The following is a 12,980-nucleotide window of genomic DNA, read 5'->3' as shown; positions in this document are numbered from 1 at the left end:
TCGTCATGACGCGAACCCAATTGGAGACCGGCACCACGCTGCTCGACGGCCCTGCCGGATCGATGGAGGTGATCGTCGACGCGCCCGTCCACCCTCCGCGCGGCATTGCAGTGGTGGCACATCCGCAGCCGTTGCTCGGCGGAAGCGCCACGCACAAGATTCCTCATCTCCTCGCCCGGGCGATGAAAGACGATGGCTGGCTTGTCGCGCGACCCAACTTTCGCGGGGTTGGCGCCAGCCAGGGCACGCATGACGGCGGGGTCGGAGAGACGGACGACGTGGTGGCGTTGATTGCGCGGTTGCGCTCCATGCATCCCGGAATGCCGCTTGCACTTGTCGGGTTCTCCTTCGGTGCCTTCGTGCAGTCACGGGTGGCGCGCAGGCTGGCAGATCTCGGCGAGCCTGCGCGCCACGTTGTCCTCGCCGGCCTGCCAACTGGCGAGGTCGAGGGCCAGCGATGCTACGAACCGGAGGGCGGGCTGTCCGGCGTGCTGATCATCCACGGCGAGAACGACAACCGCGTCCCCCTGGGCGCCTTGCTGGACTGGGCGCGGCCGCTGAGCCAGCCAATCATGGTGGTTCCCGGGGCCGACCACTTCTTCACAGGGCGACTGCCGGTCTTGCGCTCGCTCGTGCTGTCCCATCTGGCCCGTACTTGAAATCCCGAAGCGAATCACAGGCCCATGGGTCATGCCAAGTACTGATGGTGAAATCACTAATTTCTATTTTACGTAGATAGCAATCATTTTCTATGATTCCTCATGGCCAGTCAGCCAAACAACACAGGAGACATTCACATGGCGCTTTGGAGAGAGTTCGAGGACGCATCAGCGGTCCATTCGTTTAGAGAATTTGCTCGCACGCACGTCCAGCCGGTGGCGGCGGAGATCGACCGCGATGACCTCTATCCGACCGACGTCGTGCAACGCGCGGCGGAAAATGGGTTCAACGCGCTCATCGTGCCCGAGCAGTACGGTGGTGCCGGCTGTTCGTTTCGCCGGGTCGTTTCGTTCTTCGAGGAGGTCGGAGCGGCCAGCGCGTCGGTGGGCATCTCGCTGAACTCCAACTTCCAGGCTCAGAACGTGATCCTTCGCGTCGGCGCTGAAAGCCTGCGCCAGCGCTACCTGCCCCAATTCGCGCAAGGCCTGAAGGCGTCCTACGCGCTGACCGAACGCAATCACGGCAGCGACATCCGAACGCTCGACACGCGCGCGGTGCGCGACGCGGAGAGTTGGGAGTTGAACGGGCAGAAGTCCTTCATCACGTCCGGCACGGGTGCTGACCTGTTCATCATCCTGGCGCAAACGGACGAGGGCCTCGGCGTGTTCGCGGTCCCGCGCGACACGCCGGGCGTCAGCACCTTCGCCAGCGACCGCAGCGAGACCTTCGGCCTGCGCAACGGGCCGCACGTGGAACTGCTGCTGCAAGGCGCCCGGATCCCGCACGACCACCTGATCGGAGAGGTGGGCCAAGGCCTGAAGGTGGTGGTGCGCAACCTGAACTATTCGCGCACGCTGAACGCCGCCATGTCGATCGGCCTGGCGCGCATGGCCTTCGAGGAGTCGCTCGCCTACGTGCGCCAGCGCAAGGCCTTCGACCAGTTCGTCTATGACTTCCAGGGCATCCAGTGGTACTTCGCCGAATCGCTGGCCCAGATCGATGCCGCGCGCCTGCTGCTGTACGAGGCAGCGGACGCGATCGACGAACAGCGCGACGTGGAGCGCCATTCGAGCGAAGCCAAGCTGATGTGCTGCACCGTGGCCAACAACGTGACTGCCAAGGCGATCCAGGTCTGCGGCGCCTACGGGACGATGGTCAATTCACCCTTCAATCGCTACTGGCGCGATGCCAAGACCTTCGAGATCGGCGGCGGTTCCATGGAGGTGCTCAAGAACACGGTCGGGCGCTATCTGGGGCGCCTGAACCTCGATCAGTTGGCGGCCTCGCCGGTGGCCTGAACACGGCTTTTTCCCATCCTTCATTCACCTCTTCGGTACCCCCATGTTCAGCAATCAAAATCTTGCACAACTCATCACCAGCGCGGCCAAGCGCTCCCCGCAGGCGCTCTATGGCACGGACCAGACGTCCAGGCCCTTGATCGAAGCCCTGGAACTGGCGCGCGGCCTGGCCCGGCAGCTGGCCGCCTCCGGTCTGCGCCGGGGTTCCACCGTGGCATTCATCGGCGCCACCAGCGAGCACTACCTGATCCTGTGGATGGCCGCTCAACTCATGGGCGTGCGCACCGCGCTCATCAATCCGCACTATCCGCAGGAACTGCTGCGCGACATGCTGGCGGACCTGAAGCCCGACGCAGCGGCGTACTTCGACGACAGCTTCGCCGCGCCTTCCAGCCCGACGTGGGGGCAACTGGATGCACGCCGCGCCTGGGATGGCAAGGTGACGCTGACGCTCGCTGAAGGCGCCATCGCATCGGGCGCGGCCGATGCGGGCGACGCGGCCGAGTGGGGCACGCAGTGCGCAGGCGGCGACATCGCCAGCTGGATGCACACCTCCGGCACCTCGGGGCGTCCCAAGTTCTGCGCGCAGAGCCACACCTACTTCATCCGGCTCGGCCGCTTCATCGCCGACTCGATGGGCTACACATGGCGCGACGTGGTCTACGCGCCCATGCCCATGTTCCACATCAACCCGCTGGGCTATGGCGTGGTGGCGGGCCTGACCGCGGGGGCCAGCACGCTGGGCACAAGCCGCTTCTCCGCGGCGGATTTCTGGGCCACTGTGAAGCGCATCCGGGCATCGGCCGTCGTGCTGCACGGCACGCCGCTGAAGATGCTGCTGAGGGACACCACCACGCAGGACAGCGACGGCCACCATCTGCGTTCCGTGTTCTTCGCATCGGAGGAGTTCCTGACGAAGTTCAATGTACCGATGGGTATCACGTTGTACGGCTCGACGGAAGCGGGCGGCTTGTGCCACCTGTGGCAACTGCGCCCGGGCGACGCGGAGCCGGCGGAGGAGGGGCCGACGCAGTACGCCGGGCGTGTGCGCTTCGACATGGACGCCAAGCTGTCCGACGAGGGCGAGATCCTGGTGCGGGAGCTTTCCAGGGACACCATGTTCTCAGGCTACCTTCGTGATGGTGCGATCGACCCATCGCTGGACGGGGAGGGCTGGTTCCATACCGGCGACCGGGGCCGCACCGACCGGTACGGCAACCTGGTCTTCATCGAGCGCCTGAGCGAGGCGATCCGTGTCAACGGCGAGTACGTGCCCATCGACTACGTGGAGCGCAAGCTGGAGACCGAGGCGGGCCTGTCCGAGTTCGCGCTGTGGAGCAAGCCGGATGCGGTCAGCGGCCAGCGCCCGGTGCTCTTCGTGACCGATCCCAACCTGGACGTGGCGCGCACCACGGCGGTTATCAAGTCCCTGCCCGGAATCATGCGGCCCGTCGAGATCTTGCGGATCGAAACCCTGCCGCGAGACACCGGCGTCAACAAGGTGCAGCGCCGCCGCCTGATGGACCAGGCCGTGCTGTGGCGCCACGCGCTGGCTTGATCGCAGGCTGTTCACAACGGACGAATCATGAAGATCGAATCAAGCTGTCTCACCCCGCCGAAGACGTTTCGCCCGGCAACGTACGAGGTTCCGCAATACGCGTCCGACACGCATGCGCACGTCGTTGCGGCAAACGAATCAGCGTATCCGCTGGTTGTGAACCGAAGCTACACGCCGGTGCCCACGCCCGAAACCGACTACCTGGCGATGCTCGATGCCACCGGGATGGATCGCGGCGTGCTGGTGCAGATCAGCGTCTACGGCACGGACAACCGCTACATGCTCGAAGTGCTGCGCCGCCATCCGGACCGCTTGCGCGGCGTCGGCGTTGTCTCGCCCGACGTGTCGGAGCGCGAGCTGACCGCGATGCATGAGGCAGGCGTGCGCGGGCTGCGCCTGAACGTGTTGTACGGCGGCGGGGTAGGGCTGGACGCAGCGCAAACCCTGGCCGCGAAGATCGCGGACATGGGCTGGCACTTGCAACTGTTGCTCGACGCCCGGCAGCTTCCCGAGCTGATGCCGCGCCTGCAGATGCTGACAGTGCCGATCGTCGTCGACCACATGGGCCACATGCCCGTGGCGCTCGGTACGCAGCATCCGGGTTTTCAGGCGCTTCGGCATCTTCTGCGCGAGCACGGCTGGTGGACCAAGCTCTCCGGCGCGTACAGGATCAGCGAGCTGCCGGCACCGTATGACGATGTGACGCCCTGGGCGCAGGCGCTCGTCGACGCGGCGCCAGACCGGGTCGTGTGGGGCAGCGATTGGCCGCACGTTGCGGTTGCGCAGATGCCCGATGCAGGCGGACTGCGCAACCTGCTCGCCACCTGGGTGCCCGACGCGGCGCAGCGGCATCGAATCCTCGTCGACAACCCAGCGCGGCTGTACGGCTTTCCGAAGATCGAAGGGAACGCATCGTGAGCACATTCCTGAAGTACGAACAGCGTGGTCATGTGGTCGCGCTGACCATGTCGCAGCCCGAGCAGCGCAACCCGCTCACGGGCAACACGGCGATCGAGGAATTCCTTGCAGCGATCGACAAGATCAGCAGCGACCGCAGCGTGCGCGCGGTGATCCTGACGGGCGAAGGCCCGGCCTTCAGCGCCGGCGGCGACATCCGCAAGATGAAGGAGCAGTCATCCGGCGATGTGGACGGCATGCGCATTCGCGAAGACTACCGCCAGGGCATCCAGCGCCTGCCGCTCGCCTTGTTCAACCTGGAGGTTCCGGTGATTGCCGCCGTCAATGGCCCCGCCATCGGCGCGGGGCTCGACCTGGCCTGCATGTGCGATATGCGCATCGCGTCGGAGAAGGCGCGCTTCGCGGAGAGCTTCGTGAAGATGGGCATCGTGCCGGGAGACGGCGGTGCCTGGCTGCTGCCGCGCGTGATCGGCTTGTCGCGCGCAGCGGAGCTGTCGTTCACCGGTCGCATGATCGATGCAGGCACTGCGCTGCAATGGAACCTGGTGTCCCAAGTCGTACCGCACGATGAACTGCTCGCGGCGGCCAACCGACTCGCGGACGAGATCGCCGCCAATCCGCCCCAGGTCACGCGCATGACCAAGAGGCTGATCCGCGAGGGCATGCACATGAGCCTGGCTTCGCTGCTGGAACTGTCGGCCGCGCACCAGGCGCTGGCGCATCAGACGGCGGACCACCGTGAAGCGGTGTCGGCTTTCCTGGACAAACGCACGCCGCAGTTCGGCGGCTGATGGACGACGCCTCATGACCACCGTACAACACGCAAGCATTCGCCAGGACATGGCCACGCGCCCCTTCGAGGTCGTGCGATTCGGCTTCTGGATGGACCCCGAGTTCGACCGCATCCTGTCCGCCGAATCTTCCATCGCGTTGCAGACCTGTGCCATGGACAGCCCGGATGATGTGCTCGAGACAGCGCTGGCCAGCGCGCAAGTCCTGCAGACCAATTCCGCGAGGGATGAACTGCCGCCGCAGTTGTTCGCCAACGCCGCGTTGCTGGAGCGCTGCCCCAACTTGCTGGCTGTGTCCGCCAATGGTTCGGGCTGCGACACCATCGACATCGACGCTTGCACCCAGGCGGGAGTGATGGTGCTGAACCAGGCCGGCGGCAACGCCGATTCGGTAGCGGAAATGTCCTTGGGGCTGATGCTGTCGGTGCTGCGCCGCATCGCCGAATCGGATCGACTGCTGCGCAGCGGCGAACGCGGATTCACTCGCGAGGACCTGATGGGCCGAGAACTGCGAGGCCGGACGCTGGGCCTGGTGGGCATGAGCGCCATCGGCAGCCGTACCGCCGCGCTGGGCCGCGCCTTCGGCATGCGCGTGCTGGGCAGCGACCCAGGACTGGACCCTCAGGAGATGGCACGGCGCGGCGCCGAGGCGGTGAGCTTCGACGAGTTGCTGCGGCAGTCCGACATCGTCTCGCTGCACTGTCCCCGCAATGCCCACACGATGGGCCTGATGAACGCGGCGCGCTTTGCCAGCATGAAGCCAGGTGCCATCTTCATCAGCACCGCGCGCAGCGGCATTCACGACGAGGTCGCGCTGGCCCAGGCACTGGCCAGCGGCCACTTGGCGGGCGCAGGGCTGGACGTGTGGGAGCAGGAGCCTCCGCCCCCGACGCATCCGTTGCTGACCTTGCCCAACGTGGTGGCCACGTACCACACCGCCGGCGTGACGCAGGAGGCGCGGCGCAACAATGCCGCGCTTGCCGCCACGCAGATCAAGCAACTGCTGACGACCGGCCAGCGACCCGAGCGGCTGGTCAACCCCGCGGTGTGGCCACGTGCGAGCGAGCGCCTTGCAGCATTGGGCTTGCAGGCCTGAAAGCCGATCTCGTTGCTGGCAAAGGACTTCAGGGGGATGCTGCGCATGGCTTGGTCTGGACCACCCATTCCGGGAGCGTCCAGTGTAGAAGAATACAATGTATATTATGTTAAATATGAGACGTGCAACTCTGCGCGAGGCCTCGGCATAGATTGGATCGGTGGCGTCCGCGAATTCAGAATCCAGCAGCCGTGCAATCTCCTGGAGTAGGCTGACAGAACTCTCAGTACTAATCTCCCCTTTGTGACAGCAAACTTCAAAAGTCGCTGATTCTGAGCAGGCTATCAGCAACTTTTGAAGTTCGCGCACTCTGTCGTAGGCACATATTGAACATTCGTTGTCGCTTTTCGCATTCTTCCGCTACTTGTCGGTCTTTGGAAAGTACAAAGCGCGTATGAGTGGGTGCTGTTCGCCCACATGATAAAGCCTAGCCGGCTCGTTTGCCGACGATGCGCTGTCAACTATTTTCTCATCCGCCGTAGATGGATTTTGCAACTGCGCTTCAAGTGAGACACATTTCAACTGGAGCTCTCTATTTTGTTTTAACAGGTCCTTGATTAAATTTTGCGCATCCAATAGCAGCTGCTCACGATGCGCGATTATTAATTGATTTCCAATTTCTGTCATACGCGCCTCATCGTCTCTGCAATCGGCAAGTTTTTCACGAAGTCGAAGCCCTTTGAATTTTTTGATGATCTGTTTCCAGGTATCTGACGCGCTGTTTTTAATGGTGTACGCATTTTCGTACATTTGCATCCAGCTTTTTCGTTCGGCTTGCAGGCCTTGAATGATGACCTTAATTTGATCCCAGTTCTCTCGTTCACTGCGAAGTGTTCTGGCAATCTGTTCCGTCTCTTTAAGATCCGAGAGTAGCGCGCGGGAGGTCTCTCTTAGTTCTAAATTAATCGAGACGATGTGCTTTAAGCGATGTTCGAAGGTCACGCGCTCACGCTCTGACGCAAGGTCATAGGCCGCCTGCTTGAAAAGTTCTCGGGATCTTTGGATCCACTCTTGTATTAATAACTCCACCTGCTCTGGAGTGCCACCACCCAAAAATTTCCTAATCCCCCGTGCCGTAGGTAGGAATCCTGCATCAATCATTGAAAATGCTGCAGCAAAGACCTGTTCTCGGAGCATTTCTTGCTGTTCTTCTTTTTTCTTGTCATCCATGCTGCTGATCTCCTTATTCGTGGGGCGGGTTCGCACCAATCCAGAATATCCGTCGCAGAATTCCTGGCGCGGCCACTTCACTCTCCAACTGCGGAGCGACGAGAACTGCGGGTTTTGCGCACCCCGACGTGGGCAGCGGCAAGCAGAACTCGCGTACCTTCGTGAGATGCCTTTTCGGCGCTCAACTGCTGCTGGAAGTCATCCAGGCGCTGTTGAAGTGCCGAGCTTCGCGACTGGGCTTGCGCTGCGCCCGCTGCATAGGTGGCTAGTTGTACACGAAGCTCGCGCTCGATTTCTTGTGCTGCCTGCTGTGTTTCGAGCAGCAAGCCGCGTCCGACCTCCAGCGACTGGGCTGCGGTCTCTTCGCTCTGCCTCCGACGTCGTTGTTCCCTTGAAAGCTCTGCTTCCATTTGTTTGACGGATTGGCGCGCTCGGTCGACCTCGGCAAGCGCGCGGTGTTCTTGTGCAGCGTGTCGCTCTTGGAGTTCGCGCAGGTCCCTATCGCGTGCGGCCATCGCCGCCTCGCGCTCTTGCCGCAAGACGTCCTTGCTCGCATGGGCCTGCTCGAGTGCAGCGTTCAACCGGGCGATCTCCTGCGCTGAAGATTCCCGCAGCCGCGCATTCTCTGCCGCCTGTTCGGCGAGCTGGCGCTCGAGCGTCTCACGAGCCGCTTGCGAGGACGCGAGCGCCGCATCCAAACTCGCGCGAGCTCGCTCAAAAGCAGCCTCACGTTGAATCAGCTCGGCTTGGCCACGCGCCATCACGTTGCCCTCCTCCTCCAGATGCGCTCGTGCACGTTCCATTTCTTGCCGCTGTACCTCCTCGGCTTCACGACGCGCAGTCTCCCAGAGCAGCCTCGTGGCATTGCGCACGCTCACCGGGACGCCATCCGCATCATTGCCTGCGGACAGATTGGAATCCGAATCGAGTCCACCAGCCAACCTTGCGCCCAGCGATCCAAACCATCGTTCCAACATCGGGCTCACGGTATTGGGAGAGCCACGCCCGATCTTCTGCCGTACACGTTCGATGGTCGGACGGAGCCCCTCGGCCAATAGCGCGTCAGCGGCCCCGAACACGTCCTCTTCCTGAATACCACGTCGAAACTGTTGAATCTCAGCCATTTTGGACCCTTGAACTTTCTGGCGATGACCGCCCTATTCCCTGGAATATTTACCCTCGATAAGATGTGTTTATCGTGACTTATTTATGTGTGATATAGCAAATCATATGTCATATGTATGAATATTTCTAGCGATCCGTCCAACCCGCACCCGCTCGTGAACGCCGCTGAATGGCACCCGGCACTCGAGCCAACCCGGCTTACGCAAACCGCCGAGGCGGCGGCGCGGGCGCTCCTGCGCCAGGGTGAATCGGCCAACACGCGGGCCTCCTATGCCTCGGCCATGCGCTACTGGTGCGCTTGGTTCGCCGCGCGCTACGGCCAAGCACTTCAATTGCCGGTGCCGGTACCCGTCGTGATCCAGTTCATCGTCGACCACGCGGCTCGCAAAGCCGACTCCATCGAGGCGGATTCAGCAAGTGACGCAGACAACGGGGCCGCAGCCGCCGATGCGAAGTCGGCGGCAAAGACAGCGGCGCAGTCCAAATCAACGGCAAATCCGAAAACTGGCCTGGTGAATGAACTGCCGACGGAGATTGATCAGGCGTTGGTGGACAACGGGTACAAGGGAAAGCTGGGGGTGCCGGCGCTCAGTACGCTGGTGCATCGGATCGCGGTGCTTTCGAAAGCACATCAGCTGGCCAAGGAAAGCAATCCCTGCGGCGACGCGCTCGTGCGCGAGCTCCTCGGTCGCACACGGCGCGCGTACGCCCAGCGAGGCGCGCGTCCGCACAAGCAGCGCGCGCTCACGAAAGATCCGTTGCAGCTCGTGCTGGCCACCTGCGACGATACGCTGCGTGTCAAGCGCGACCGCGCCCTGCTCCTGTTTGCCTGGGCCTCCGGCGGGCGGCGTCGCTCCGAGGTAGCCGGGGCGACGCTGGAGAACCTGCGGCGCGTGGATGCGACGTCCTATGTCTACACGCTCACCCACTCCAAGACGAATCAGTCCGGGCAGGACCGTCCCGAGGACATCAAGCCCCTGGTCGGCACCGCTGCGCAGGCGATGCAAGTGTGGATCGCGGCGAGCGGCATCAAGGAAGGCCCCCTCTTCCGTCGCATCCGCAAGGGAGGCCATCTGGGCGAGCCGCTGGCGCCCGCGGCCGTGCGCGACATCGTGAAGGAGCGCTGTGCACTGGCAGGGGTTGAAGGAGAGTTTTCTGCGCACTCGCTCAGGGCAGGCTTCGTGACGGAAGCGGGCAAGCAGGCGATGTCGCTGCCCGAGACCATGGCCATGACCGGGCACCACAGCGTGGCCACCGTGATGGGGTACTTTAGAGCCGAGAGTTCGCTCAACAGCAAAGCGAGCCGCATGTTCGATGAGGATCAACCGTAAATTCGCGTGGCCCGCGACTGCGCAATTCAGGGCGCCCGGTATTCGATCAACAGCAAGGCGAACCGCATGCTCGATGAACGATGACCACGCCTTCGCTGCGCCGCACCCCTGAACCGGTTTCGCCGGGCCTTGAACGAGAGTTGGGAATCGGTGACGATCCGTCCCCAGCGTTCGCGCGATCATTGAATGACATCGGACGGTGCCGCCCAATTCTCGGCATCTACTCGCAGAGCTCTTGGGAGACATCCACGATGGCAAAAGAGAAAGAAGAGGCCGCGGCAAGCCTCGAAAAGTGCGATTGGATCGCCGGGCTGGAGCGCGGCATCAGCATCATCGAATCATTCGACGATGCCCACCCTCGCCTGACCGCCAGCCAAGCCGGGCAGCGCGCGGGTATGACCCGCACCGCCGCGCGGCGCTACCTGCTGACGCTGCAATATATGGGCTACGTGGCGAGCGACGGCAAGCTGTTCTGGCTGACCCCGCGCGTGTTGCGGCTGGGCCAGTCCTACGTTGAATCGGCGCGACTGCCACGCATCGCGCAGCCGTTTCTGCAGCGTGCGTCGGCGGGCACACAAGAGGTCGTCTACCTCAGCGTGATGGATGGCGACGACGTGGTCTGCATCGCCCGCAACGGTCCCAACCGCAGCATGAGCATCGGCTACGTTCTCGGCTCGCGCGTGCCGGCGCAGGTGACGGCATCGGGCACGCTGATGCTGGCCCTTCTCAGCGATGCCGAACTCGACCGCTGGATGGCCACGCATGAGCTTGCTGTGTTCACCTCGCACACGATTGCCAGCAAGGACCGCTTGCGTCTGGAACTGATGCGCATCCGGGCGCAGTGTTTTTCGTTGTCGGAGCAGCAGCTTGATCTGCACTCGCGCGGCATCGCGGTGCCGCTGCGCGATCGAAGGGGGGATCTGGTCGGCGCGCTCAACATCACGATGCCAATGGGGCAGGAGAGCGGTGAGGCTGCGGTGAAGCGGGTGCTTCCTGTGCTATGCGAGACGGCGCAGGCGATGCGGAATCTGATCTAGTTGGATCCGGCTCAACGAGCGGGCGCAAAGGGCAGAACAGGAGCCCACGGCCTGATCAGCAAAGCACGAGTGGGGTTCCCCCCACTGCCGTCAAGGTAGGGCGGCGAGCCGCCTCCCTCAAACACGCGTTCCCGGTCCTGAGCGGGCTTAACGTCTCGCTCGACAGCAACTCTAGTCTCTGTCTCCAGTTCGGCGAAACCACGGAGCCTGGCCGCACCGGTCAGAACTTGTAGGTTGCCTTGAGCGCGGCCGTGTTGCCGAACCAGCTCCGCCTTGAACTCATCGGCGCTTGCCATTGCTGCGAACGCGCAGGACGCCACGCGGCAGTTGGCTGATTCCATGCTGCGCTCCGGTGGCGTTCGACTCGCTGGAGATGCCTGGGGCCAGCCTTCCAATCCCTCGGTCGTCTTGCAGCACGGCGGCGGTCAGACACGCCATGCATGGAAGCGCACTGGCGAGGTGCTCGGCGAGGCGGGCTACGCTCGCCCCGCCGTTCTTGTGGGCGCCTCCATGGGTGGCGGTACAAGTCTGGTCGCCGCAGGAGGTGATTTGCAGCGGCTATGCTCAACAACATGAGTTCTCTCAGTCGACAGCGACAGCCAATTCGGCTCGGGATGATCTCAAAGCGCCGTGTATCGTGAGCCGTGGCCAACGGCAAGATCGCGGCTCAAGACCGGATCCGCGAGTTCGCTGGCCAGCAAGAAGCAACGGGGGCGGAGGTATTTGGACAAGGCCTTGTACCGCGCACGGGTCAGAAGCCCACGGCACTGAAACCCTTCAACTGCAGAATCTCGCGTGCCTTGTCCGGTGTGGCGACCTCCAGACCCAGCCCTTCAAGGATTGCACGTACTTGACGCACCTGCTCTGCGTTCGACTTCGCCAGACGGCCCTTGCCAATCCAAAGGCTGTCTTCCAGTCCCACGCGAACGTTGCCGCCCATCGACGCGGCCAGCGCTGCCACCTTCATCTGGCTGGCGCCCGCCCCCAGAACTGACCAGCGATAGTTGTTGCCAAACAGTCGGTCGGCCGTGCGCTTCATGTGCATTACGTCGTCAGGGTGCGTGCCAATGCCACCGAGGATTCCAAACACTGTCTGGACGAAGAATGGCGCTTTCACCAAGCCACGCTCGACAAAGTGCGCCAGGTTGTACAGATGCGAGGTGTCATAACACTCGAACTCGTAGCGCGTGTCGTTCACCGAGAGTTCGGTGAGCACGGTCTCCAGGTCGCCATAGGTATTGCGAAAGATCAGGTCCTTGCTGCCCTCAAGGTATGGACGTTCCCAATCATGCTTGAAGTCCTTGAAGCGCTTGAGCATGGGAAACAGACCAAAGTTCATGGTGCCCATGTTCATCGACGCGACTTCGGGCTTCAGCACGCTTGCAGGCAACATGCGTTCCTGCACGGTCATGTACGGCGAGCCGCCGGTGGTTAGGTTGACGACAGCCCTGCTGCGCGCCTTGATCTGCTCGAGGAATGGCGTGAAGGCCTCAGGACGTTGGTCAGGCTTGCCGGTGACGGGGTCACGGGCATGCAAATGAATGATCGCTGCGCCGGCTTCACAAGCCGCGATGGACGCCTCGGCGATCTCGTCTGCTGTGATGGGCAGGTGCGGAGACATCGACGGCGTGTGGATCGCGCCAGTTACGGCGCAACTGATGATGACTTTCTCTTGCTTGAACATGGACTCCGCCGGATTTTGGATGGAAGGCGGTCTTCAATCAGGGCGCGCGAGCCGGTCGACGCCTGCGAGCAAGGGCACAAGTTCGACCGGCACGATTAACGGCAAGTCGAGCAGCCGGTAAGACAGCGCCTTGCCATGGCTTGTGCTGGTCTAATTTCCCCGGACACCTCGATAGGTGGCAACCACCTGGAAGAGGAAGAAGACCAAGAAGCTACGACGAACATTCAACGCGGAGTTCAAGCTGCAAGTAGTGCAGATGATCCGCCAGCAAGGGCTGAGCATCGGCGATGTCTGCCGCGACATGGAGCTTGG

12 protein-coding genes are annotated in these 12,980 nt (G+C 62.7%); 9 read left to right on the top strand and 3 right to left on the bottom strand.

Annotation, left to right across the window (positions count from 1 at the left end; all coding sequences use genetic code 11):
• Positions 1 to 5: 5 nt before the first annotated feature.
• The 6 genes from WKW82_RS29905 to WKW82_RS29880 all read left to right on the top strand — a co-directional run bounded on the left by WKW82_RS29905 (position 6) and on the right by WKW82_RS29880 (position 6,321).
• A complete protein-coding gene (locus WKW82_RS29905) occupies positions 6 to 659 on the top strand; it encodes an alpha/beta hydrolase (protein ID WP_340346370.1) in 654 nt (217 codons plus the stop codon).
• Between the two features lie 138 nt (positions 660 to 797).
• A complete protein-coding gene (locus WKW82_RS29900; RefSeq protein ID WP_340346369.1) occupies positions 798 to 1,958 on the top strand; it encodes an acyl-CoA dehydrogenase family protein in 1,161 nt (386 codons plus the stop codon).
• Between the two features lie 43 nt (positions 1,959 to 2,001).
• Positions 2,002 to 3,516 carry a class I adenylate-forming enzyme family protein gene (locus WKW82_RS29895; protein ID WP_340346367.1) on the top strand — a complete coding sequence of 505 codons (1,515 nt, stop codon included), beginning with the start codon at positions 2,002 to 2,004 and terminating at the stop codon, positions 3,514 to 3,516.
• Between the two features lie 27 nt (positions 3,517 to 3,543).
• Positions 3,544 to 4,434, top strand: a complete 891-nt coding sequence (locus WKW82_RS29890; protein WP_340346366.1) for an amidohydrolase family protein — start codon at positions 3,544 to 3,546, stop codon at positions 4,432 to 4,434.
• Complete coding sequence (locus tag WKW82_RS29885) at positions 4,431 to 5,225, top strand: crotonase/enoyl-CoA hydratase family protein (RefSeq protein ID WP_340346365.1); 795 nt, start codon at positions 4,431 to 4,433, stop codon at positions 5,223 to 5,225. The genes WKW82_RS29890 and WKW82_RS29885 overlap by 4 nt, the downstream gene beginning before the upstream one ends.
• A 13-nt stretch (positions 5,226 to 5,238) precedes the next feature.
• Positions 5,239 to 6,321 (top strand): NAD(P)-dependent oxidoreductase, encoded by a 1,083-nt coding sequence (locus tag WKW82_RS29880; RefSeq protein WP_340346364.1) that lies wholly within the window; start codon positions 5,239 to 5,241, stop codon positions 6,319 to 6,321.
• Between the two features lie 360 nt (positions 6,322 to 6,681).
• On the opposite strand, the gene WKW82_RS29875 is transcribed toward WKW82_RS29880, so the two are convergent.
• Positions 6,682 to 7,491, bottom strand: a complete 810-nt coding sequence (locus WKW82_RS29875) for a DNA-binding protein (protein ID WP_340346362.1) — start codon at positions 7,489 to 7,491, stop codon at positions 6,682 to 6,684.
• Between the two features lie 77 nt (positions 7,492 to 7,568).
• The gene (locus WKW82_RS29870; RefSeq protein ID WP_340346360.1) at positions 7,569 to 8,615 is read right to left on the bottom strand and encodes a DNA-binding protein; all 1,047 of its coding nucleotides are present in this window, start codon (positions 8,613 to 8,615) and stop codon (positions 7,569 to 7,571) included.
• Positions 8,616 to 8,732: 117 nt separating this feature from the next.
• Between WKW82_RS29870 and WKW82_RS29865 the strand changes: the two genes are divergently transcribed.
• Both WKW82_RS29865 and WKW82_RS29860 read left to right on the top strand, forming a co-directional pair.
• Positions 8,733 to 9,947, top strand: a complete 1,215-nt coding sequence (locus tag WKW82_RS29865) for a site-specific integrase (protein WP_340346359.1) — start codon at positions 8,733 to 8,735, stop codon at positions 9,945 to 9,947.
• Between the two features lie 251 nt (positions 9,948 to 10,198).
• Positions 10,199 to 10,984, top strand: a complete 786-nt coding sequence (locus WKW82_RS29860) for an IclR family transcriptional regulator domain-containing protein (RefSeq protein WP_340346498.1) — start codon at positions 10,199 to 10,201, stop codon at positions 10,982 to 10,984.
• A gap of 751 nt (positions 10,985 to 11,735) precedes the next feature.
• On the opposite strand, the gene kce is transcribed toward WKW82_RS29860, so the two are convergent.
• Positions 11,736 to 12,668: a 3,5-dioxohexanoate:acetyl-CoA acetone transferase gene (gene kce, locus WKW82_RS29855; RefSeq protein WP_340346358.1), complete on the bottom strand. Its 933-nt coding sequence runs from the start codon at positions 12,666 to 12,668 to the stop codon at positions 11,736 to 11,738.
• Between the two features lie 175 nt (positions 12,669 to 12,843).
• Here kce and WKW82_RS40685 point away from each other — a divergent pair.
• Positions 12,844 to 12,980 (top strand): transposase (locus WKW82_RS40685; RefSeq protein WP_422823631.1); only part of this gene is annotated, 137 nt, incomplete at its 3' end.

Source organism: Variovorax rhizosphaerae, from assembly GCF_037889975.1.
Taxonomy (GTDB): domain Bacteria; phylum Pseudomonadota; class Gammaproteobacteria; order Burkholderiales; family Burkholderiaceae_C; genus Variovorax; species Variovorax rhizosphaerae.
This window is presented reverse-complemented; position numbering and strand designations above follow the sequence as displayed.